Source organism: Streptococcus sp. 3167 (assembly GCF_013277175.1).
GTDB lineage: Bacteria > Bacillota > Bacilli > Lactobacillales > Streptococcaceae > Streptococcus > Streptococcus pseudopneumoniae.
Window position 1 is genome coordinate 25276 of the sequence record NZ_VMML01000027.1, and the last position, 22743, is coordinate 48018.

Genomic DNA, 22743 nt, shown 5'->3' on the forward strand with positions numbered 1-22743 from the left:
GATGTCTATTACAACCTTGCTCACCCTCTTGGTGTCTTCTATGCTGATTTATTCAGCACCCCTCATCTTTACAAGTATTGGTGGTGTTTTCTCTGAACGTGGTGGTGTGGTAAACGTCGGTCTTGAAGGAATTATGGTTATGGGTGCCTTTTCTGGAGTTGTCTTTAACCTTGAATTTGCAGAACAATTTGGAGCAGCAACTCCATGGCTATCCTTGCTTGTAGCAGGATTGGTAGGGGGAATCTTTTCTATCATTCACGCAGCTGCGACGGTGCATTTCCGTGCAGACCATGTTGTCAGCGGTACGGTATTGAACTTGATGGCGCCAGCCTTGGCTGTTTTCTTAGTGAAAGTCCTTTATAACAAAGGACAAACCGACAACCTAAGTCAGACTTTTGGACGCTTTGATTTCCCAGTCTTGGCAAATATCCCAGTAATCGGTGATATCTTCTTCAAGTCAACTAGCCTTCTTGGTTACTTGGCGATTGCCTTCTCGTTCCTTGCTTGGTTTATTCTCTTCAAAACTCGCTTTGGTCTTCGTCTCCGCTCTGTTGGTGAACATCCTCAAGCAGCGGACACGTTGGGAATCAATGTCTACAAGATGAGATATTTAGGGGTTATTATTTCAGGTTTCCTAGGTGGAATTGGCGGAGCGATTTATGCTCAATCAATCTCAGTTAACTTCTCAGTGACAACTATTGTTGGACCTGGATTTATCGCCCTTGCTGCTATGATTTTTGGAAAATGGAATCCAATCGGAGCCATGCTTTCTAGTCTTTTCTTTGGACTTTCACAAAGTTTGGCTGTTATCGGTTCTCAATTACCGTTCCTACAAGGTGTGCCTGCGGTTTATCTTCAAATCGCACCTTATGTTTTGACAATTCTTGTCTTGGCAGCCTTCTTTGGAAAAGCAGTTGCACCAAAAGCAGATGGTATCAACTATATCAAATCAAAATAAGTATACAAAAAAACGTCAGTTCTGTTCAAACTGGCGTTTATTTTTTAGAATTTTGATGGGTTAAGTTTAATCCCCAAGGGACCAAATTTTCAGTCTTGTTTTTGATACGAGCGATATTGTCCTTATGACGAATGATAATCAAACTAGCAAGTGCTAGGATAATAGCGATGAAGAGAGGGTCATAGTGACTCAGGATAAAACCAACAAGTGGAAAGAGTAGAACTCCGATAACGGCTGCGATAGATGCTGTGACACTAGATAGTGAAATCATACTACCAAGATAGAGGGTTCCAAAGAAAACAACTGCAAGGTAGAGACAGAAGACAGGCGCAAATCCGAAAACCACTCCAGCACTGGTTGCGACAGCCTTACCACCCTTAAATCCTGCAAAGATAGGGAAGGTATGGCCAATAACAGCCAAAAGTCCAAAGATGAGAGGCGAAACGCCTTGCAGATGAAACATAATTGGAAGAAGCGTTGCTAGAGTTCCTTTGAAAAAGTCAATCACAAAGGTCGTCATACCAGCTTTCTTACCTAAAATGCGGAAAGTATTGGTTGTTCCAGTATTTCCAGAACCGTGTTCACGCAGATTGATTTGAAAGAATACTTGTCCAATCCAGAGACCAGACGGAATCGAACCCAGCAAATAGGCTAGGATTAATAAAACTATTGTAATCATACTCCTATTATATCATGAAATGGAGAAGAAAGGCAGAGAATCTCTTCTGAAATTGTCACAGCGGAGAAAGAAAAATTTTGCAAAATCCTTGGAAAACCTGTAGAATAGTAAAGATGAACGAATAGGAGGTTCCTTGTGTCAAAAAAGGAAATCAATATTAATAATTATAATGATGATGCCATTCAGGTGCTAGAAGGGTTGGATGCGGTCCGAAAACGTCCAGGGATGTATATCGGATCGACCGATGGCGCTGGGCTCCACCACCTAGTCTGGGAAATCGTCGATAATGCTGTCGATGAAGCCTTGTCTGGATTTGGTGACCGTATTGATGTGACCATCAATAAAGATGGCAGTTTAACGGTTCAAGACCATGGACGTGGGATGCCAACTGGTATGCACGCTATGGGAATTCCAACTGTTGAGGTTATCTTTACCATTCTTCACGCCGGAGGGAAATTCGGTCAAGGTGGTTATAAGACATCAGGTGGTCTGCACGGGGTGGGTTCTTCCGTTGTTAATGCCCTTTCTAGTTGGTTAGAAGTTGAAATTATCCGTGACGGGGCAATCTATAAGCAACGTTTTGAAAATGGTGGAAAACCTGTCACGACCTTGAAGAAAATCGGTACTGCACCCAAGACTAAAACAGGTACCAAGGTTACCTTCATGCCTGATGCGACTATCTTTTCTACGACAGACTTCAAATACAATACCATTTCAGAACGCCTCAATGAATCAGCCTTTCTTTTGAAAAATGTGACCTTGTCTTTGACTGATAAACGAACAGATGAAGCGATTGAATTCCACTATGAGAATGGGGTGCAGGACTTTGTTTCTTATCTGAACGAAGACAAGGAAACATTGACGCCGGTTCTTTACTTTGAAGGGGAAGACAATGGTTTTCAAGTGGAAGTGGCCCTCCAGTACAATGACGGATTTTCAGATAATATTTTGTCCTTTGTTAATAACGTTCGCACCAAGGACGGTGGAACGCACGAGACAGGACTCAAGTCCGCTATTACCAAGGTTATGAACGACTACGCGCGTAAGACAGGTCTTCTCAAGGAAAAAGATAAAAACCTTGAAGGATCAGACTATCGTGAGGGGCTAGCAGCCGTTCTCTCTATTCTAGTCCCTGAAGAACACCTCCAGTTTGAAGGACAGACCAAGGACAAACTAGGAAGCCCTCTTGCCCGCCCAGTTGTGGATGGAATTGTGGCAGATAAGTTGACCTTCTTCCTTATGGAAAATGGGGAATTGGCTTCTAATCTCATTCGCAAGGCTATCAAGGCCCGTGATGCTCGTGAGGCAGCCCGTAAGGCACGTGATGAGAGCCGAAATGGCAAGAAAAATAAGAAAGATAAGGGATTGCTGTCTGGTAAATTAACCCCAGCCCAGTCCAAGAATCCAGCTAAGAATGAACTCTATCTAGTCGAGGGGGACTCTGCCGGTGGTTCTGCCAAACAAGGTCGTGATCGTAAATTCCAGGCTATCCTACCTCTTCGTGGTAAGGTTATCAATACAGCCAAGGCCAAGATGGCGGATATCCTAAAAAATGAGGAAATCAATACCATGATTTATACCATCGGTGCAGGTGTTGGAGCAGACTTCTCTATTGAAGATACCAACTATGATAAGATCATTATCATGACCGATGCGGACACCGACGGTGCCCACATTCAGACTTTACTCTTGACATTTTTCTACCGCTACATGCGTCCCCTAGTTGAGGCAGGTCATGTCTACATCGCCCTTCCGCCTCTTTACAAGATGTCAAAAGGTAAAGGCAAGAAAGAAGAAGTAGCCTACGCTTGGACGGATGGAGAGCTAGAAGAACTCCGCAAGCAGTTCGGTAAAGGTGCTACACTCCAACGTTATAAAGGTCTTGGTGAGATGAATGCGGACCAGCTCTGGGAAACAACCATGAATCCAGAAACCCGTACCCTCATACGTGTCACCATCGAAGATCTAGCACGCGCCGAACGTCGTGTCAATGTTCTCATGGGAGATAAGGTCGAACCACGCCGTAAGTGGATTGAAGATAATGTCAGGTTTACGCTGGAAGAAGCGACAGTGTTTTAAGTTAGTTTAAAGAGGAAATAAGAGTGAGAGTTATTGAATTATTTGCAGGTGCAGGTGGTTTGGCACTTGGAATAGAAAAAGCTGGATTCGAAGCCATTGGTTTGATTGAGTTTGATAAAGCAGCAGCGGCAACATTGAAACACAACAGACCTAGTTGGAATGTCATTCATGATGATATTGCAAATATTTCATCTCTTGATTTGGAGGAATATTTTAATATAAAAAAGGGAGAACTAGAACTGTTGAGCGGAGGTGCTCCCTGTCAAGCTTTTTCTTATGCTGGGAAACGTTTAGGTTTAGAGGATGCTCGAGGTACATTATTCTACCACTATGCAATATTTCTAAATAAACTTCAACCGAAAATGTTTGTTTTTGAAAATGTACGTGGCCTAGTTTCTCATGATCATGGAAAAACATTTCGAACTATTATGGATATTTTTTCGGATGAAGGTTACACGGTTAAATGGAAGGTTTTAAATGCCTGGGATTATGGAGTGGCTCAGAAACGTGAACGTATGATTATGGTTGGGGTTAGAAATGACTTAGCTGATATTATTTCGTTTGATTATCCAGAACCACATGAATATAAGCCAGTATTGAGAGATATATTATTAGATAGTCCGCCTAGTGTTGGTGCACAATATTCTGATTACAAGAGAAAAATTTTTGAATTAGTTCCCCCAGGTGGCTATTGGCGTGATATTCCAGAAGATATTGCAAAAGAGTATATGAAGTCAACTTGGGATATGACTGGGGGCAGGACAGGTATTTTGAGAAGAATGAGTTTAGATGAACCATCTTTAACAGTTTTAACATCTCCTACCCAAAAACAAACAGAACGTTGCCATCCATTGGAGGCTCGTCCTTTTACAGTTCGTGAAAATGCTCGCATTCAAAGTTTTCCAGATGATTGGATATTCCAAGGGAGCATAGGAAATCAATATAAGCAAGTGGGGAATGCTGTTCCAGTTAACTTGGCTTATGAAGTGGGGATAAAGATAAAAGAAAGTTTGGAGCAATTATGACTTGGGATGTAGATTTTATTAGTGAAGAAGATTTTTTAAAACATGTTCAGGATACTATTTCGAAGTATGGTGAAAAATTGAAATCTTTTGATTTGAAACGATTTAATAAGAATATTGTAGATCCTGTAAAATTAATTTTTGATAAGTCGGTTTATCGTAGTTCTTGGGATGAAATTATTAGTAATGAAATTTTTCGCCAAAGAGATAAATCAAATAATAATGATATTGGCTATTTCCATCAAACTATTTTCAGATATATGAAGAATTGTCGTGTCCCAGATAATGGAAAAGAAGGTGGCTGGGATGTTATATATGAGAATCCAGAAGGAATTTCTTTACCTGATGGTTCGCGTGTAAGTAGAATTTATGTTGAAATGAAAAATAAACACAATACTATGAATTCTGCATCATCAGGGAAGACTTTTATCAAGATGCAAAATCAGTTATTGAAGGATGACGATTGTGCCTGTTTCTTGGTCGAAGCAATTTCAAAGCAATCTCAAAATATTAAATGGGAACCTAAAGTTGACGGGGAAAAAGTTGGTCACAAATTTATTCGTAGAGTTAGCCTGGATCAATTTTATTTCATGGTAACGGGTGAAAAAGATGCCTTTTATAAGATGTGTATGAATTTACCATCAGTAGCTGAGAAGGCAGTAGAAAAAATGGGAACAGAGATCGTGCCAAATGATACTGTTTTTGAAGAAATCATTATGAAAGCAGAAGGAAATATTGAAGATGATAGTGAATTGGCAGTTGCAAGAGTGATCTATCTTCTAGGATTTTCAACTTATTTAGGTTTTGATAGAACATGATTTCATAACAAAATGGCGTTAATAAGGGGAAGATATGGTATTGGAAAATAAACTAGGCATTACAAACTCAGCCCAGCTGGCAGATGCAGAAGAAAAACTGACAAAAAAACAAGCCGCCCTGCTTTTTCAGACAGGAGACTTGTTCAAGATGGAAGTTGGGACATTTGCAGGGCTGTCAGCTATTCACCACTATCTTTTTTCAGGTATCTATGATTTCGCTGGAAAAATCCGTGATGTCAATATTGCAAAGGATAACTTTCAATTTGCCCCCCGTATTTTTTTAGAGCAATCCTTACAGTATATTGACAAACTTCCTCATGACAATTTTGATCAAGTGGTTGATAAGTATGCGGATATGAATATTGCCCATCCTTTCCGTGAGGGAAATGGACGCGCCATGCGGATTTGGCTAGATTGTATGCTTCGTGAGAAGCTGGGTAAGGTGGTAGATTGGAACGCCATTGATAAGGATGAATACCTGAATGCCATGAAGCGTAGTGCAGTATCGACTGGAGAACTCAAGTATTTACTCCTCAATAACTTGACGGATGACCTCAGTCAGACCAGTTTCTTTAAGGGAGTAGATGCTTCATACTACTACGAAGGATACAGTCTTTACAAGACAAGGGAATTATAATATAAAAACTATCCAGTAAGAAGAAGTAGACACCTAGTAATCTATAAAATGAGAAGGTACTGACATGAGAGCTGAGACAGAAATGCTAAATCTGATTTTACAAACTGCCAAAACTTTACAAGTTAAAGCTGTCGCCATGTCTGGTTCACGGGCAAATCCAAAGGCCCTAAAAGATGAATTTCAAGACTATGACGTGGTCTATGTCGTGGATGATTTAGATAATCTGACGAGTGACCTTTCTTGGTTGGAGCATTTTGGCAAACGCCTGATTGAACAGCATGTCCTACTTGACCAGCGACATCTTTATCTCATGCTCTTTGAGGATGGTAACCGCATTGATTTAACCCTATGTCCTAAAGAACACATGAAAGAATGGGTAGATAGCGAGTCGAAATTCATAGTTTTGGAAGATGAGAAGGACTTATTTGAGTCCTATTCTCCCAGTCCAAAGCGTCACTGGATAACCCCAGCTACTGAAACGGATTTTAAAAATTCCTGTAATGAATTTTGGTGGGTGTCAGCCTACGTTGTCAAAGGGATTTGTCGCAAGCAGGTATTCTATGCTACTGACCATCTCTATGGTATTTGCCAACAAGAACTCTTGAAAATCTTGGCTTGGCAGGTCGCAAGTGATAAGGGAACAGTAGACGTCGGCAAGAATTATAAGTATCTTTTTAACTATTTACCCACTGATAAAGAAAAGGAATTCTCAGATTTGCTTGATTTTTCAAGTATAGATAAAATTACTCAGTCTTTATTGGCTACGATGCAACTTTTCCACCAAGAAGCTCAATTTCTTGCTCAAAAAATGGGATTTGACTACGATAAAGAAGTGGCTGAGAAGATGATTGAGTATGCTAAGGAAAGAGTGAAGAAGTTTGGGAATAACTGGAAAAATGAAAAAGCGAGAGGAGAAGACTCATGATTGAAAAAGTGGAACGCCTCATTACAGAGATTAATCGTATTCATCGAGAATATTCTAAAGATTATTTTGAAACGGGTAAGGTGGAAAAAATCAATCTCAAGCATACCTTTTCAAAAGTTCCGACTAAAGCGATTTTGGCCTACCGTCTGAATTTACATGAGTCAATTAATGATTATCTGATGAAAGCGGATGTCCAAGATATTGCCTATGTTTATCGTGTCAAAACTTCTGAGTCTATTTTAGATAAAATTACACGTTTTTCAGAGCGTCAAGAGGGCTATCCTGTGAATTCAATTCTTAATGATATTTTTGGTGCTCGTATGATTTTAAGTTCCAAAGAGATAGCTCAAGTTATGGAGAAACTAGATGATTGGCAAGAGCTGTACGGACTAAAAAACTGGTATTTACGTGATAAAGATGGCTATGTCGGTATTCATATCTATTTTAAAAATAAAAGTAATTTTTACTACCCATGGGAACTCCAACTTTGGGATAAGAAAGATGTAGATAGCAATATCGCCAGTCATATCAAGTATAAACGAGGATTTGTGGAGTAGACTTTCAAGTGGAAATGGCGATACAGGAATTGGATGAAACTCACTTACTCTATATTTTTTCTTTTTCCATAAAAAATACACTACATTCTTCGAAAGAAATTGAACATGCCCTAAATGCTATGTGAAATTCCTTGTTAACTGAAGCAACATATTAAATTACAGAAAGGATAGTTTGGTTACTTACGGTAACTGAACATTGGACTAATCCTTTTATCATTACACATACTCTATATTCTTTGAAAGGAGTTGAACACGCCCTAAATGATGCGTGAAAAAGATAAATTCTCTGGTGAGCTTGCTTACTTCAAGAATTTTCTATTTTCACTTGGTATTTTACGGGCTCTGTATCCTATATGTCTAACATTCAAAACATGTCCCTAGAGGACATCATGGGAGAGCGCTTTGGTCGCTACTCCAAGTACATTATTCAAGACCGGGCTTTGCCAGATATTCGTGATGGCTTGAAGCCGGTTCAGCGTCGTATTCTTTATTCGATGAATAAAGATGGAAATACTTTTGACAAGAGCTATCGTAAGTCGGCCAAGTCTGTCGGGAATATCATGGGGAATTTCCACCCACACGGTGACAGTTCCATCTATGATGCCATGGTTCGTATGTCACAGGACTGGAAAAATCGTGAGATTTTGGTCGAAATGCACGGTAACAACGGTTCTATGGACGGAGATCCGCCTGCGGCTATGCGTTATACTGAGGCGCGTTTGTCTGAAATTGCTGGCTACCTTCTTCAAGATATCGATAAAAAGACTGTTCCTTTTGCTTGGAACTTTGACGATACCGAGAAAGAGCCGACAGTCTTGCCAGCAGCCTTTCCAAACCTCTTGGTCAATGGTTCGACTGGGATTTCGGCTGGTTATGCCACAGACATTCCTCCCCATAATTTAGCTGAGGTCATAGATGCTGCAGTTTACATGATTGACCACCCAACTGCAAAGATTGATAAACTCATGGAATTCTTGCCTGGACCAGACTTCCCTACAGGGGCTATTATTCAGGGTCGTGATGAAATCAAGAAAGCTTATGAGACTGGGAAAGGGCGCGTGGTTGTTCGTTCCAAGACTGAAATTGAAAAGCTAAAAGGTGGTAAGGAACAAATCGTTATTACTGAGATTCCTTATGAAATCAACAAGGCCAATCTAGTCAAGAAAATCGATGATGTTCGTGTCAATAACAAGGTGGCAGGCATTGCTGAGGTTCGTGATGAGTCTGACCGTGATGGTCTTCGTATTGCGATTGAGCTCAAAAAAGACGCTAATACGGAGCTCGTTCTCAACTATCTCTTCAAATACACAGACCTGCAAATCAACTACAACTTTAATATGGTGGCGATTGACAATTTCACGCCTCGTCAGGTTGGGATAGTTCCAATCTTGTCTAGCTACATCGCCCACCGTCGTGAAGTGATTTTGGCTCGTTCCCGCTTTGACAAGGAGAAGGCTGAGAAGCGTCTCCATATTGTCGAAGGTTTGATTCGTGTGATTTCGATTTTGGACGAAGTCATTGCTCTTATCCGCGCTTCTGAGAATAAGGCTGACTCCAAGGAAAACCTCAAAGTTAGCTATGATTTTACGGAAGAACAGGCTGAGGCTATCGTAACCTTGCAACTGTACCGTTTGACCAATACAGACGTAGTTGTCTTGCAGGAAGAAGAAGCAGAACTTCGTGAAAAGATTGCTATGCTTGCGGCGATTATCGGTGATGAACGGACCATGTACAATCTCATGAAGAAAGAACTTCGTGAGGTCAAGAAGAAATTTGCGACTCCACGTTTGAGTACTTTAGAAGACACTGCGAAAGCAATCGAGATTGATACAGCTAGTCTGATCGCCGAGGAAGATACCTACGTCAGCGTAACCAAGGCAGGTTACATCAAGCGTACCAGCCCGCGTTCCTTTGCGGCTTCAACGCTAGAGGAAATTGGCAAACGTGATGACGACCGTTTGATTTTTGTTCAATCTGCCAAGACAACCCAGCATCTCTTGATGTTCACGACTCTTGGAAATGTCATCTACAGACCAATCCATGAATTAGCAGATATTCGCTGGAAGGACATCGGAGAGCATTTGAGCCAAACTATTACCAATTTTGAAACGAATGAAGAAATCCTTTATGTGGAAGTTGTGGATCAGTTTGATGATGCGACAACTTATTTTGCAGCTACTCGTCTTGGTCAAATCAAACGGGTAGAACGAAAAGAATTCACTCCATGGCGGACCTATAAAACTAAGTCTGTCAAGTATGCTAAGCTCAAAGACGAGACAGACCAGATTGTAGCAGTGGCTCCAATTAAATTGGATGATGTTGTCTTGATTAGCCAAAACGGTTATGCCCTTCGTTTCAATATTGAAGAGGTTCCGGTTGTCGGTGCCAAGGCTGCAGGGGTCAAGGCTATGAACTTGAAAGAAGATGATGTTCTCCAGTCTGCCTTTATTTGCAATACCTCATCCTTCTACCTCTTGACCCAACGTGGAAGTTTGAAACGTGTTTCTATTGACGAAATTCCGGCAACCAGCCGTGCCAAACGAGGACTACAAGTCTTGCGTGAGTTGAAAAACAAACCGCACCGTGTCTTCTTGGCTGGTGCAGTTGCAGAACAAGGCTTCGTTGGTGACCTCTTCAGTACAGAAGTGGACGGGAACGATCAAATTCTGCTTGTCCAATCCAATAAAGGAACAATCTATGAAAGCCGATTGCAAGACTTGAACTTGTCAGAACGCACTAGCAATGGAAGCTTCATTTCTGACACGATTTCAGATGAAGAAGTTTTTGACGCTTATCTTAAAGAAGTATTTACAGAAGCTAAATAAGTGAAATGAAGAGTCAGTTCTAAGAGCTGGTTCTTTTTATTGAAGAAATTTTCTGAAAATTACAAAATATACTTGCTATTTTAGAAAAATAGTGTAGAATATAAGAAATAGGTTTTTAGAATAAGGAGTGGAATATGACAGTAACGATTGATTGGGAAAACCTTGGTTTCTCCTATATGAAATTACCTTATCGCTATATTGCTCATTTTAAAAATGGACAATGGAATCAAGGAGAACTTACAGAAGATGCAACCTTGCATATTTCAGAGTCTTCTCCAAGTCTTCACTATGGTCAACAAGCCTTTGAAGGTTTGAAAGCTTATCGTACTAAGGATGGCAGTGTTCAACTGTTCCGTCCTGATGAAAATGCCAAACGCCTGCAACGGACATGTGACCGTCTCTTGATGCCACAAGTTCCGACAGAAATGTTTGTAGAAGCTTGTAAAGCAGTTGTCCGTGCCAATGAAGAATACGTACCACCATACGGAACAGGTGGAACCCTCTATCTTCGCCCTCTTTTGATTGGTGTCGGAGATATTATCGGGGTAAAACCAGCAGAGGAGTATATTTTTACTATCTTTGCTATGCCAGTTGGAAATTACTTTAAGGGTGGTTTGGTCCCAACCAACTTCTTGATTCAGGATGAATATGACCGTGCTGCTCCAAATGGTACAGGTGCGGCTAAGGTTGGTGGAAACTATGCTGCCAGTCTCTTGCCAGGGAAATTGGCCAAGTCACGTCATTTCTCAGATGTTATCTACCTAGATCCATCAACACATACAAAGATTGAAGAAGTCGGATCAGCTAACTTCTTTGGAATTACAGCTGATAATGAATTTGTAACACCATTGAGTCCATCTATCTTGCCATCTATTACCAAGTATTCTTTGCTTTATTTGGCAGAACACCGCTTGGGTTTAACTCCTATTGAGGGTGATGTTCCAATTGATAACCTTGACCGTTTTGTAGAGGCAGGTGCCTGTGGTACAGCAGCGGTTATTTCTCCAATTGGAGGCATTCAACACGGTAATGATTTCCATGTATTCTATAGCGAAACAGAAGTAGGTCCTGTGACTCGTAAACTCTATGATGAATTGACAGGTATTCAGTTTGGTGATATTCCAGCGCCAGAAGGTTGGATTGTAAAAGTAGATTAAAAATATATTAAAGGAGATTTTTATGAAATCGAAAAAGTGGATTTTAACAACAGGACTTATCCTAAGCACAACATCTTTTAGCAGCCTGTGGAAAAGCTGATAAAGAAGCAGATGCTCCGACAACATTTTCTTATGTCTATGCAGTGGATCCAGCATCCTTGGACTACAGCATAGCAACGCGTACATCCACAACAGATATTATCGGAAATGTCGTTGATGGTTTGATGGAAAATGATAAATATGGTAATGTTATTCCTTCTTTGGCTGAGGATTGGTCTGTCTCAAAAGATGGATTGACTTATACCTATAAACTTCGTAAAGGAGTGAAATGGTACACATCAGAAGGCGAAGAATACGCAGAAGTAACAGCCCATGACTTTGTGACAGGACTAAAACACGTTGCTGATGGTAAGTCAGACGGTGTCTCTCTCATCCAAAATTCAATCAAAGGCTTGGACGCCTATATGACTGGTGAAACCAATGATTTCTCTGCAGTTGGTGTTAAAGCTTTGGATGACTACACAGTTGAGTATACATTGAATGCGCCAGAAAGTTTCTGGAATTCAAAAGTTACAACAGCGACGATGTTGCCTGTAAATGAAGAGTTTTTAAAGGCATCTGGAAAGAATTACGGAGAGGTTAGCCCAGCAGGGATTCTCTACAATGGACCTTATTTCTTAAAAACATTGACTTCTAAATCGTTGATTGAATATGAAAAAAATCCAAATTACTGGGATAAAGAAAATGTTAAAATTGAGAAGATTAAATTGACCTACTACGATGGTTCAGATTAGGAGTCTTTGATCCGTAGCTTCTCCTCTGGTGCTTATACGACAGCCCGTCTCTTCCCAAGCAGCTCAAACTTTGCTTCGACTTTGAAAGAATACGGAGATAAAATCACTTATAGCCCACAGGACTCAAGTAGTTATTACTTTACTTTTAACGTAAATCGTCAGTCATACAATAAAACTGCGAAAACAAGCGAAGAGCAAAAGACTTCTACAAAAGAAGCTATGCTTAATAAGGACTTCCGTCAGGCTATCAACTTTGCCTTCAACCGTCATTCGTATGCTGCCCAGCTAAACGGTGAAGATGGTGCGGACAAGATTATTCGTAACAGCCTCGTTCCTGACAACTTTGTACAAGCAGGGGGTAAGAACTTTGGTCAAATCGCTCAAGCAGAGTTGGTGAACTACGGTGACCAATGGAAAGGTGTTGAGCTAGTTGACGGTAAGGACTCTATTTACAACCCTGACAAGGCTAAAGCTACGTTCGAAAAAGCTAAGAAAGACTTGGAATCTAAAGGGGTCACTTTCCCAATTCACTTGGATGTCCCAGTTGAACAAACAGATACCATCGCCGTTCAACAAAGCAACTCTTTCAAACAGTCAATCGAATCAACTCTTGGTGCTGAAAATGTTGTTATCGACGTTCTTCAAATGACAGATAATGAAAAGGAAACAATCACTTCACAAGCGCGTGTTCCTTCTCAAAAAGACTATGATTTGAACAGTACAGGATGGGCTCCAAGCTATCAAGATCCAGCGTCTTACTTGAATATTATGGATCCAAAATCTGGTTCTGCCATGAAACACCTTGGTATTATTAAAGGAAAAGATAAGGATGTTGTAGCGAAACTTGGTTTGGATCAATATAAGAAATTGTTAGAAGATGCTGTTTCTGAGACCACTGACCTAGAGAAGAGATATGAAAAATATGCAAAAGCTCAAGCTTGGTTGACAGATAGTTCATTATTGATGCCAACAGCCTCATCTGGTGGTTCTCCAGTTGTAAGTAATGTCGTGCCATTCTCAAAACCATACTCACAAGTTGGTATTAAGGGGGATCCATATATCTTTAAAGGAATGAGATTGCAAAAAGATATTGTTACAACAAAAGAATATGACGAAGCTCTTGAAAAATGGCAAAAAGAAAAATTGGAATCCAATAGCAAATACCAAAAAGAACTAGAAAAACACATTAAATAAGGAATGGTATTGATCTTGATAAAATTTTAAAAATACTGTCATTTTGGATATAAAGGAGTTTGATATGGAGTGGATTAGATTAATAGGAATAGCAATCATTGTTGTGGGTTTTATTTTAAAATTTGATACAATTGCAACAGTAGTCTTAGCTGGTTTGGTTACAGCTTTAGTTTCAGGTGTTTCTCTCGTTGAATTTTTGGAGATTTTGGGAAAAGAATTTAGCAATCAGCGAGTGCTCACGATTTTTATGGTTACCTTACCTCTTGTGGGACTGTCAGAAACCTTTGGACTCAAGCAACGATCAATTGATTTGATTCGAAAGATTAAAGGTCTGACAGTTGGAAACTTCTATACAGTTTATTTCTTTATTCGAGAGTTAGCTGGTTTCTTTTCAATTCGTCTAGGAGGACACCCTCAGTTTGTCAGACCTTTGGTTCAACCTATGGGAGAAGCAGCAGCAGAGTCTCAATTAGGTAGAAAGTTAACAGAGGTTGAAGATGAGACAATAAAAGCGCGTGCGGCTGCAAATGAAAATTTTGGAAATTTCTTTGCTCAAAATACGTTTGTAGGTGCTGGGGGAGTCCTCTTGATAGGGGGAACATTAGATCAGTTAGGCTATGAAAGCAATTATGCAGGGATTGCTTCTACATCTATTATTGTTGCTGTTATAACACTTATTGTAGTAGGGATTTACAATTATTTATTTGATAAAAAATTGATATCAAAAAAGACTAGGGGAGGAGAACAAAAATGACAGAGTTGGCAAAGCAACTATTAGAGTTGACCTATATTGTGATTGGTTGTCAATTTCTCCATACAGCCTATTGTAGTTATAAAGATAAAACAAACCCAGTTCGACTTGGGACATCTGCATTTTGGACTCTATTGTCTATTACGTTTATAGGTGGTTCCTATATGCCAAATATGAGTATTGGTATTATTGTAATCCTATTATCGCTGCTAACATTGTTTAAGCAAGTCCGTATCGGAACCTTGCCATCCTTAGATGAAATGAAAGCCAATATTGAATCTAACAGGTTGAAAAATAAAATTTTTATTCCAGTTATGCTGATGGCAATACTTGCGTTGGTCTTAGCGCAAATGATTCCAGAATTTAGCAAGATTTCGATTAGCCTTGCCGCCTTGTTTGCTACAATTTCTGTTCTTGTGATTACCAATAGTCACCCTAAGAGTCTGTTATCAGAAAATAATCGAATGACTCAGCAAGTTTCAACAAGTGGGATTGTTCCTCAATTATTAGGGGCTTTGGGGGCTATTTTTACTGTAGCAGGTGTTGGTGATGTTATCTCTCATCTGATTAGCGGTATTGTTCCTTCAGATAGTCGCTTTATAGGAGTTTTGGCCTATGTTCTTGGAATGGTTCTATTCACAATGATTATGGGAAATGCTTTTGCAGCATTCACCGTTATTACAGCAGGTGTTGGAGTTCCCTTTGTATTTGCTCTAGGAGCTAATCCAATTGTGGCTGGTGCTCTTGCCATGACAGCAGGTTATTGTGGGACCTTATTGACCCCAATGGCTGCTAATTTTAACGCTCTACCAGCAGCATTGATGGATATGAAAGATCAGAATGGCGTTATAAAGGCTCAAGCAGGTGTTGCTCTAGTAATGATTGTTATTCACATATTCTTAATGTACTTTCTCGCATTTTAGTAAAGGAAAATAAAATGAAAATATTGGTTACAGGTTTTAATCCTTTTGGAGGTGAAAAGATTAATCCAGCTTTGGAGGCTGTAAAATTATTACCATCTGAGATTAATGGGGCCGAAGTTCGCTGGGTAGAAATTCCAACGGTTTTTTATAAGTCGTCAGAAGTTTTAGAGGCAGAAATATTACGATATCAACCAGATGCTGTACTTTGTATTGGACAAGCAGGCGGCAGGACCGGCTTAACACCTGAACGAGTGGCTATTAATCAAGATGATGCTCGCATACCTGATAACGAAGGCAATCAACCAATTGATACACCGATTCGTATTGATGGAGCATCGGCCTATTTTAGTAGTTTACCTATCAAAGCGATGGTACAAGCTATTAAAAAACAGGGACTTCCAGCAGTTGTGTCCAATAGTGCAGGAACCTTTGTTTGCAATCATTTGATGTACCAAGCTCTTTATTTAGTGGATAAAAAATTCCCTAATATGAGAGCAGGTTTCATGCATATTCCATATATGATGGAACAAGTAGTAAATAAGCCGAATACTGCAGGAATGAGTCTATGCGATATTGTAAGAGGCATAGAGGTAGCTATTGAAGCTATTGTAGACTACAAAGATAAGGATTTGCAGTTAGTAGGTGGTGAGACTCACTGATAACCTAAAAAGGATAGTCAATTATGCTTGTTTACTAACTATTAGCTATGCTAAATCGATTGAGGTTGTTTACATAAAACTCTATATCAGACAAGCCTGATATAGAGTTTTTTCTTGCTAGTTTTAGGATTTTCTTGTACAATAGAAAAAGTGAAGAGAGGTATGAAATGAGTAAGAAAGATAAAAAAATCGAAATTCAAGTAGCAGATGCCAAAGTTAATGTAGGAAAAGACAGTTTTGAAGGCTATACCTTGATCATTGGTAAAAAAGTTATCGGAGAAATTGCCGGATTAGAGGGACAATTTGCCATCATAAAGAATGGGAATGTCGATAGTTTTTATAAAAAATTGGAAAAAGCTGTGGAAATTTTGATTGAAAATTATAATTTAGCAAAATAAGTCTTGTTTTTTTGAAATTTTCATGATATAATAGTCCATGTTGATTGTAGGAGAGATAGCGAAGAGGCTAAACGCGGCGGACTGTAAATCCGCTCCTTCGGGTTCGGGGGTTCGAATCCCTCTCTCTCCATTTCATCAATGGGGTATAGCCAAGCGGTAAGGCAAGGGACTTTGACTCCCTCATGCGTTGGTTCGAATCCAGCTACCCCAGTTCTTAGGTAATAATCAAGATAAAAAGCAAAATATCTTAGGGTATTTTATTTTTATAATTGAAAGACGTGAACGATATGAACATGTCCTTGCGAGTGCTTAGGAAAAAAATTATAAGTATGTCAAGTTTAAGAAAAAACTTGATTGTTGGAGGATTTTTTAGATGAACGAATTTGAAGATTTGCTAAATAGCGTTAGCCAAGTTGAGACTGGTGATGTTGTTAGTGCTGAAGTATTGACAGTTGATGCGACTCAAGCTAACGTTGCAATCTCTGGAACTGGTGTTGAAGGTGTCTTGACTCTTCGCGAATTGACAAACGATCGCGATGCAGATATCAATGACTTTGTTAAAGTAGGAGAAGTATTGGATGTTCTTGTACTTCGTCAAGTAGTTGGTAAAGATACTGATACAGTTACATACCTTGTATCTAAAAAACGCCTTGAAGCTCGCAAAGCATGGGACAAACTTGTTGGTCGCGAAGAAGAAGTTGTTACTGTTAAAGGAACTCGTGCCGTTAAAGGTGGACTTTCAGTAGAATTTGAAGGTGTTCGTGGATTTATCCCAGCTTCAATGTTGGATACTCGTTTCGTACGTAACACTGAGCGTTTTGTAGGTCAAGAATTTGACGCTAAAATCAAAGAAGTTGATGCTAAAGAAAACCGCTTCATCCTTTCACGTCGTGAAGTTGTTGAAGCAGCTACAGCAGCAGCTCGCGCTGAAGTATTTGGTAAATTTGCTGTTGGTGATGTTGTAACTGGTAAAGTTGCTCGTATCACAAGTTTCGGTGCTTTCATCGACCTTGGTGGTGTTGACGGATTGGTTCACTTGACTGAATTGTCACATGAACGTAACGTTTCACCAAAATCAGTTGTAACTGTTGGTGAAGAAATTGAAGTGAAAATCCTTGATCTTAACGAAGAAGAAGGACGTGTATCACTTTCACTTAAAGCAACAGTACCAGGACCATGGGATGGTGTTGAGCAAAAATTGGCTAAAGGTGATGTAGTAGAAGGAACAGTTAAACGTTTGACTGACTTCGGTGCATTTGTTGAAGTATTGCCAGGTATCGATGGACTTGTTCACGTATCACAAATTTCACACAAACGTATTGAAAATCCAAAAGAAGCTCTTAAAGTTGGTCAAGAAGTTCAAGTTAAAGTTCTTGAAGTTAACGCAGATGCAGAGCGTGTATCACTTTCTATTAAAGCTCTTGAAGAACGTCCAGCTCAAGAAGAAGGACAAAAAGAAGAAAAACGTGCTGCTCGTCCACGTCGTCCAAGACGTCAAGAGAAGCGTGATTTCGAACTTCCAGAAACACAAACAGGATTTTCAATGGCTGATTTGTTTGGTGATATCGAACTTTAATCAAATTGAAAATTCACAAAATCCTTTGTTTACTAAACAAGGGATTTTTTCTTTTGTCTCTGCTCCTTTTTTGATATAATAGTTCTATGTTAAAATCAGAAAAACAATCACGTTATCAAATGTTAAATGAAGAATTGTCCTTCCTATTGGAAGGCGAAACCAATGTTTTGGCTAATCTTTCCAACGCCAGTGCTCTCATAAAATCACGTTTTCCTAATACCGTATTTGCAGGTTTTTATTTGTTCGATGGAAAGGAATTGGTTTTAGGTCCCTTCCAAGGAGGTGTTTCCTGTATCCGTATTGCACTAGGCAAGGGCGTATGTGGTGAAGCTGCTGAGTTGCAGGAAACAGTCCTGGTTGGTGATGTAAGGACCTATCCCAACTATATTTCTTGTGATAGTCTAGCTAAAAGTGAAATTGTGGTGCCGATGATAAAGAATGGCCAACTACTTGGAGTTCTGGATCTGGATTCTTCAGAGATTGAGGATTACGATGCAATGGATCGAGATTATTTGGAACAATTTGTCGCTATTTTGCTTGAAAAGACAGCATGGGACTTTACAATGTTTGGGGAAAAATCTTAATGTATCAAGCACTTTATCGAAAATATAGAAGTCAAAACTTCTCCCAGTTGGTTGGTCAAGAAGTTGTGGCTAAGACTCTTAAACAAGCAGTAGAACAAGAGAAAATAAGTCATGCCTATCTTTTTTCTGGTCCACGTGGAACGGGAAAAACCAGTGTAGCTAAGATTTTTGCCAAAGCTATGAACTGTCCCAATCAAGTGGGTGGTGAACCTTGTAATAACTGCTATATTTGTCAGGCAGTGACGGACGGTAGTTTAGAAGATGTCATTGAAATGGATGCAGCCTCTAATAATGGGGTGGATGAAATTCGCGAAATTCGTGATAAATCTACCTATGCGCCTAGCCTTGCTCGTTATAAGGTTTACATCATAGATGAGGTTCACATGCTGTCTACAGGGGCTTTTAATGCCCTTCTAAAGACGTTGGAAGAGCCAACACAGAATGTGGTCTTTATTTTGGCTACTACTGAATTGCACAAGATTCCTGCCACTATTCTATCCCGTGTCCAACGTTTTGAATTTAAATCGATTAAAACACAGGATATTAAGGAACATATCCGCTATATCTTAGAAAAAGAAAATATCAGTTCTGAGCCAGAGGCTGTGGAAATCATTGCCAGACGGGCTGAAGGTGGAATGCGAGACGCCTTGTCTATTTTGGATCAAGCCCTGAGTTTGACACAGGGAAATGAGCTGACGACTGCCATCTCTGAAGAAATTACTGGCACTATTAGCCTATCAGCCTTAGATGATTATGTGGCTGCCTTGTCCCAGCAGGATGTTCCCAAAGCATTAGCTTGCTTAAATCTTCTCTTTGACAATGGTAAGAGCATGACTCGTTTTGTGACCGATCTTTTGCACTATTTAAGAGACTTGTTAATTGTTCAAACAGGGGGAGAAAATACTCATCATAGTCCAGTCTTTGTAGAAAATTTGGCACTTCCTCAAGAAAATCTGTTTGAAATGATTCGCTTAGCGACAGTGAGTTTAGCAGATATTAAGTCTAGTTTGCAGCCCAAGATTTATGCTGAGATGATGACTATTCGTTTAGCGGAGATTAATCCTGAACTAGCTCTTTCTGGTGCAGTTGAACATGAAATTTCTGCACTGAGACAGGAAGTGACACGTCTCAAACAAGAACTCGCCAATGTGGGAACTGTGCCCAAGCCAACTAGTCCAACTCCTAGTCGCCCAGCAACAGGCAAGACAGTCTATCGTGTGGATCGCAATAAAGTTCAATCTATCTTACAAGAGGCTGTCGAAAATCCTGATTTAGCACGTCAAAATCTGATTCGCTTGCAGAATGCCTGGGGAGAGGTGATTGAAAGTCTTGGAGGTCCTGATAAGGCTCTACTAGTTGGTTCTCAACCGGTTGCAGCCAATGAACACCATGCCATTCTTGCTTTTGAATCTAACTTCAATGCTGGTCAAACCATGAAACGAGACAATCTCAACACTATGTTTGGCAACATTCTCAGTCAGGCAGCAGGTTTTTCACCTGAGATTTTAGCCATTTCCATGGAGGAATGGAAAGAAGTTCGCGCAGCCTTTTCAGCTAAAGCCAAATCTTCTCAAACTGAAAAAGAAGCAGAAGAAAGTCTGATTCCAGAAGGATTTGAATTTTTGGCTGATAAAGTGAAGGTAGAGGAAGACTAAAGAAAGATTTCATGATACAATAAGTTTATGAATAAACAACAATTTATTATTATGGCGCTGTTTACAGCTGCTGAGACCTATTTTTTCAATGAAGCTTGGATGACTGGTCGCTATATTATGGCAGCCTTTTGGGCAATTTTACTCTTCAGAAATTTCCGAGTCAGTTATGTGATGGGCAAAATCGTTGATGTCATCGATCAGCATTTTAATAGGAAAGACTAGCCCTCAGCTTCCAGACAAAATCAAAGCCTTTTAGGCTTTTTTTTGTTATACTATAAAAGTATATTTATAGACCTTTTATACTCTTCGAAAATCTCTTCAAACCACGTCAGCTTTATCTGCAACCTCAAAGCGGTGCTTTGAGCAACCTGCGGCTAGCCTCCTAGTTTGCTCTTTGATTTTCATTGAGTATTACCGTACTTTCTAGGGAAATCAAGTATGTTTCTAGTAAGCACTGTAAAGGTCTTGAAAAAGAAAGGAACTATCATGTCAGTATTAGAAATCAAAGATCTTCACGTTGAGATTGAAGGAAAAGAAATTTTAAAAGGGGTGAACCTGACCCTGAAAACAGGAGAAATTGCCGCTATCATGGGACCAAATGGTACAGGTAAATCGACTCTTTCTGCCGCTATCATGGGAAATCCAAACTATGAAGTAACTAAAGGTGAAGTTTTGTTTGATGGCGTAAACATCCTTGAGTTGGAAGTGGATGAGCGTGCGCGTATGGGACTTTTCCTTGCTATGCAATACCCATCAGAAATTCCTGGTATTACTAACGCTGAGTTTCTTCGTGCCGCTATGAATGCTGGTAAAGAAGATGATGAGAAGATTTCAGTTCGTGAGTTTATTACTAAGCTAGATGAAAAAATGGAATTGCTCAACATGAAAGAAGAAATGGCAGAGCGTTACCTCAACGAAGGTTTCTCTGGTGGTGAGAAAAAACGTAATGAAATTCTTCAACTCTTGATGCTGGAACCAACTTTTGCTCTTTTGGATGAGATTGACTCAGGTCTTGATATTGATGCCCTTAAAGTTGTTTCTAAAGGTGTGAATGCTATGCGTGGTGAAGGCTTTGGTGCTATGATCATCACTCACTACCAACGTCTTTTGAACTACATCACACCTGATGTGGTACACGTGATGATGGAAGGGCGTGTTGTCCTTTCAGGTGGTCCAGAATTGGCTGCACGTTTGGAACGTGAAGGATACGCAAAACTAGCTGAAGAACTTGGCTACGACTACAAGGAAGAATTGTAATTCCCTCGTATCTTTTAGGAGAAGTAAATGACTAAAGAAAATATTAAACTTTTTTCAGAAATGCACGCTGAACCAAGCTGGTTGGCTGACCTCCGTCAAAAAGCTTTTGATAAGATTGAGAGTTTAGAATTACCAGTTATTGAGCGTGTCAAATTCCACCGTTGGAATCTGGGTGATGGAACGATTACAGAAAGCGAGCCATCAGTAAATGTTCCAGATTTCACAACTTTAGATAACCACTTGAAGTTGGTGCAAGTAGGAACGCAAACTGTTTTTGAGCAAATTCCAGTTGAGTTGTCTCAACAGGGTGTCGTCTTTACAGACTTCCATTCAGCTTTAGAAGAAATTCCAGAGCTGATCGAAGAATTCTTCATGTCATCTGTTAAGTATGATGATGATAAGTTGGCAGCCTACCATACAGCTTATTTCAATAGTGGTGCTGTTCTCTATATTCCTGATAATGTTGAGATTAAAGAACCAATCGAGGGTATTTTCTACCAAGATAGCGATAGCGATGTGCCGTTTAACAAACATATTATGATTATCGCTGGTAAAAATTCTAAGATTAGTTATCTGGAGCGTTTAGAGTCACGCGGTGAAGGAAGTGCTAAAGCAACTGCTAATATCACAGTAGAAGTCATTGCACGTTCTGGTGCTCAAGTCAAGTTTGCGGCTATCGACCGTCTAGGTGAAAACGTTACTGCCTATATTAGCCGTCGTGGTAAGTTAGGCAACGATGCAAGTATTGACTGGGCAATCGGTGTCATGAACGAAGGAAACGTCGTTGCTGACTTTGATAGCGATTTGATTGGTAACGGTAGCCATGCTGACCTGAAAGTTGTAGCTCTTTCAAGTGGCCGTCAGGTGCAAGGAATTGACACTCGCGTAACAAACTATGGCTGCAACTCAATCGGAAATATCCTCCAACATGGGGTTATTCTTGAAAAAGCAACTTTGACCTTCAATGGTATCGGTCACATCATCAAGGGTGCTAAGGGAGCAGATGCCCAACAAGAGAGCCGTGTGCTCATGCTTTCAGACCAAGCGCGTTCAGATGCTAACCCAATTCTTTTGATTGATGAAAATGACGTAACTGCAGGACACGCGGCTTCTATCGGTCAGGTAGATCCAGAAGATATGTACTACCTCATGAGCCGTGGCTTGGACAAAGCAACTGCAGAACGTTTGGTTGTCCGTGGTTTCCTTGGCTCCGTTATCGTTGAGATTCCAGTCAAGGAAGTTCGTGATGAAATGATTGCGACTATCGAAGAAAAATTGTCAAAACGCTAAGGGGA

At 40.0% G+C, this 22743-nt stretch carries 20 protein-coding genes, 2 tRNA genes and 1 pseudogene; 22 read left to right on the top strand and 1 reads right to left on the bottom strand.

What is annotated here, in order from left to right; all coding sequences use genetic code 11:
• Position 1 precedes the first annotated feature (1 nt).
• Positions 2–958, top strand: coding sequence for an ABC transporter permease (locus HT678_RS04755; protein WP_023940960.1), 957 nt, complete (start codon positions 2–4; stop codon positions 956–958).
• A 37-nt stretch (positions 959–995) separates the two neighbouring features.
• Here HT678_RS04755 and plsY read toward each other — a convergent pair whose 3' ends face one another.
• Complete coding sequence (plsY, locus tag HT678_RS04760; protein WP_023936666.1) at positions 996–1637, bottom strand: glycerol-3-phosphate 1-O-acyltransferase PlsY; 642 nt, start codon at positions 1635–1637, stop codon at positions 996–998.
• Between the two features lie 135 nt (positions 1638–1772).
• On the opposite strand from plsY, the gene parE reads away from it, so the two are divergent.
• The 21 genes and pseudogenes from parE (at position 1773) to sufD (ending at position 22738) form a co-directional block, all read left to right on the top strand.
• Positions 1773–3716, top strand: a complete 1944-nt coding sequence (gene parE, locus HT678_RS04765; RefSeq protein WP_172924632.1) for a DNA topoisomerase IV subunit B — start codon at positions 1773–1775, stop codon at positions 3714–3716.
• A 23-nt stretch (positions 3717–3739) separates the two neighbouring features.
• Positions 3740–4741 carry a DNA cytosine methyltransferase gene (locus HT678_RS04770; protein WP_050207868.1) on the top strand — a complete coding sequence of 334 codons (1002 nt, stop codon included), beginning with the start codon at positions 3740–3742 and terminating at the stop codon, positions 4739–4741.
• Positions 4738–5556 carry an Eco47II family restriction endonuclease gene (locus tag HT678_RS04775; protein ID WP_050222935.1) on the top strand — a complete coding sequence of 273 codons (819 nt, stop codon included), beginning with the start codon at positions 4738–4740 and terminating at the stop codon, positions 5554–5556. Before HT678_RS04770 ends, HT678_RS04775 begins: the two co-directional genes overlap by 4 nt.
• Before the next feature lie 34 nt (positions 5557–5590).
• The gene (locus HT678_RS04780) at positions 5591–6193 is read left to right on the top strand and encodes a Fic family protein (protein ID WP_050222936.1); all 603 of its coding nucleotides are present in this window, start codon (positions 5591–5593) and stop codon (positions 6191–6193) included.
• Positions 6194–6257: 64 nt separating this feature from the next.
• Positions 6258–7118 carry an aminoglycoside 6-adenylyltransferase gene (locus HT678_RS04785; RefSeq protein ID WP_050222937.1) on the top strand — a complete coding sequence of 287 codons (861 nt, stop codon included), beginning with the start codon at positions 6258–6260 and terminating at the stop codon, positions 7116–7118.
• Positions 7115–7675, top strand: a complete 561-nt coding sequence (locus tag HT678_RS04790) for a GTP pyrophosphokinase (protein WP_050222938.1) — start codon at positions 7115–7117, stop codon at positions 7673–7675. The genes HT678_RS04785 and HT678_RS04790 overlap by 4 nt, the downstream gene beginning before the upstream one ends.
• 353 nt (positions 7676–8028) lie before the next feature.
• The gene (parC, locus tag HT678_RS04795; RefSeq protein WP_078929788.1) at positions 8029–10500 is read left to right on the top strand and encodes a DNA topoisomerase IV subunit A; all 2472 of its coding nucleotides are present in this window, start codon (positions 8029–8031) and stop codon (positions 10498–10500) included.
• A gap of 134 nt (positions 10501–10634) precedes the next feature.
• The gene (locus HT678_RS04800) at positions 10635–11657 is read left to right on the top strand and encodes a branched-chain amino acid aminotransferase (protein WP_023936685.1); all 1023 of its coding nucleotides are present in this window, start codon (positions 10635–10637) and stop codon (positions 11655–11657) included.
• A 22-nt stretch (positions 11658–11679) separates the two neighbouring features.
• Positions 11680–13645: pseudogene (locus HT678_RS04805) on the top strand (peptide ABC transporter substrate-binding protein).
• Positions 13646–13709: 64 nt separating this feature from the next.
• On the top strand, positions 13710–14399 hold the full coding sequence (locus tag HT678_RS04810) for a DUF969 domain-containing protein (protein ID WP_000454809.1): 690 nt from the start codon (positions 13710–13712) through the stop codon (positions 14397–14399).
• Complete coding sequence (locus HT678_RS04815) at positions 14396–15319, top strand: DUF979 domain-containing protein (RefSeq protein ID WP_000137265.1); 924 nt, start codon at positions 14396–14398, stop codon at positions 15317–15319. Before HT678_RS04810 ends, HT678_RS04815 begins: the two co-directional genes overlap by 4 nt.
• 14 nt (positions 15320–15333) lie before the next feature.
• Positions 15334–15978, top strand: a complete 645-nt coding sequence (pcp, locus tag HT678_RS04820; protein WP_000699369.1) for a pyroglutamyl-peptidase I — start codon at positions 15334–15336, stop codon at positions 15976–15978.
• Positions 15979–16145: 167 nt separating this feature from the next.
• Positions 16146–16376: a DUF2969 domain-containing protein gene (locus tag HT678_RS04825; protein WP_172924633.1), complete on the top strand. Its 231-nt coding sequence runs from the start codon at positions 16146–16148 to the stop codon at positions 16374–16376.
• 49 nt (positions 16377–16425) lie between these two features.
• A tRNA-Tyr gene (locus HT678_RS04830) sits at positions 16426–16506 on the top strand.
• A gap of 9 nt (positions 16507–16515) precedes the next feature.
• Positions 16516–16587, top strand: a tRNA-Gln gene (locus HT678_RS04835).
• A 162-nt stretch (positions 16588–16749) separates the two neighbouring features.
• Complete coding sequence (gene rpsA, locus HT678_RS04840) at positions 16750–17952, top strand: 30S ribosomal protein S1 (RefSeq protein WP_001001629.1); 1203 nt, start codon at positions 16750–16752, stop codon at positions 17950–17952.
• A gap of 86 nt (positions 17953–18038) precedes the next feature.
• A complete protein-coding gene (locus HT678_RS04845) occupies positions 18039–18536 on the top strand; it encodes a GAF domain-containing protein (RefSeq protein WP_000920156.1) in 498 nt (165 codons plus the stop codon).
• The gene (gene dnaX, locus HT678_RS04850; RefSeq protein ID WP_000283809.1) at positions 18536–20191 is read left to right on the top strand and encodes a DNA polymerase III subunit gamma/tau; all 1656 of its coding nucleotides are present in this window, start codon (positions 18536–18538) and stop codon (positions 20189–20191) included. Before HT678_RS04845 ends, dnaX begins: the two co-directional genes overlap by 1 nt.
• Before the next feature lie 27 nt (positions 20192–20218).
• Entirely contained in the window at positions 20219–20413 is a 195-nt protein-coding gene (locus HT678_RS04855) for a DUF3272 domain-containing protein (RefSeq protein ID WP_001041547.1), read from the top strand.
• 264 nt (positions 20414–20677) lie between these two features.
• On the top strand, positions 20678–21448 hold the full coding sequence (gene sufC / locus HT678_RS04860; RefSeq protein ID WP_000114489.1) for a Fe-S cluster assembly ATPase SufC: 771 nt from the start codon (positions 20678–20680) through the stop codon (positions 21446–21448).
• 27 nt (positions 21449–21475) lie between these two features.
• Positions 21476–22738 carry a Fe-S cluster assembly protein SufD gene (gene sufD, locus HT678_RS04865; RefSeq protein WP_138707233.1) on the top strand — a complete coding sequence of 421 codons (1263 nt, stop codon included), beginning with the start codon at positions 21476–21478 and terminating at the stop codon, positions 22736–22738.
• The last annotated feature ends 5 nt before the right edge of the window (positions 22739–22743 follow it).

Coding starts and splice junctions, on each gene's coding strand:
- HT678_RS04755 (WP_023940960.1), top strand. CDS start 2: ATGTCTATTACAACCTTGCTCACCCTCTTGGTGTCTTCTATGCTGATT.
- plsY (WP_023936666.1), bottom strand. CDS start 1,637: ATGATTACAATAGTTTTATTAATCCTAGCCTATTTGCTGGGTTCGATT.
- HT678_RS04775 (WP_050222935.1), top strand. CDS start 4,738: ATGACTTGGGATGTAGATTTTATTAGTGAAGAAGATTTTTTAAAACAT.
- HT678_RS04780 (WP_050222936.1), top strand. CDS start 5,591: ATGGTATTGGAAAATAAACTAGGCATTACAAACTCAGCCCAGCTGGCA.
- HT678_RS04785 (WP_050222937.1), top strand. CDS start 6,258: ATGAGAGCTGAGACAGAAATGCTAAATCTGATTTTACAAACTGCCAAA.
- HT678_RS04790 (WP_050222938.1), top strand. CDS start 7,115: ATGATTGAAAAAGTGGAACGCCTCATTACAGAGATTAATCGTATTCAT.
- parC (WP_078929788.1), top strand. CDS start 8,029: ATGTCTAACATTCAAAACATGTCCCTAGAGGACATCATGGGAGAGCGC.
- HT678_RS04800 (WP_023936685.1), top strand. CDS start 10,635: ATGACAGTAACGATTGATTGGGAAAACCTTGGTTTCTCCTATATGAAA.
- HT678_RS04810 (WP_000454809.1), top strand. CDS start 13,710: ATGGAGTGGATTAGATTAATAGGAATAGCAATCATTGTTGTGGGTTTT.
- HT678_RS04815 (WP_000137265.1), top strand. CDS start 14,396: ATGACAGAGTTGGCAAAGCAACTATTAGAGTTGACCTATATTGTGATT.
- pcp (WP_000699369.1), top strand. CDS start 15,334: ATGAAAATATTGGTTACAGGTTTTAATCCTTTTGGAGGTGAAAAGATT.
- HT678_RS04825 (WP_172924633.1), top strand. CDS start 16,146: ATGAGTAAGAAAGATAAAAAAATCGAAATTCAAGTAGCAGATGCCAAA.
- rpsA (WP_001001629.1), top strand. CDS start 16,750: ATGAACGAATTTGAAGATTTGCTAAATAGCGTTAGCCAAGTTGAGACT.
- HT678_RS04845 (WP_000920156.1), top strand. CDS start 18,039: ATGTTAAAATCAGAAAAACAATCACGTTATCAAATGTTAAATGAAGAA.
- dnaX (WP_000283809.1), top strand. CDS start 18,536: ATGTATCAAGCACTTTATCGAAAATATAGAAGTCAAAACTTCTCCCAG.
- HT678_RS04855 (WP_001041547.1), top strand. CDS start 20,219: ATGAATAAACAACAATTTATTATTATGGCGCTGTTTACAGCTGCTGAG.
- sufC (WP_000114489.1), top strand. CDS start 20,678: ATGTCAGTATTAGAAATCAAAGATCTTCACGTTGAGATTGAAGGAAAA.
- sufD (WP_138707233.1), top strand. CDS start 21,476: ATGACTAAAGAAAATATTAAACTTTTTTCAGAAATGCACGCTGAACCA.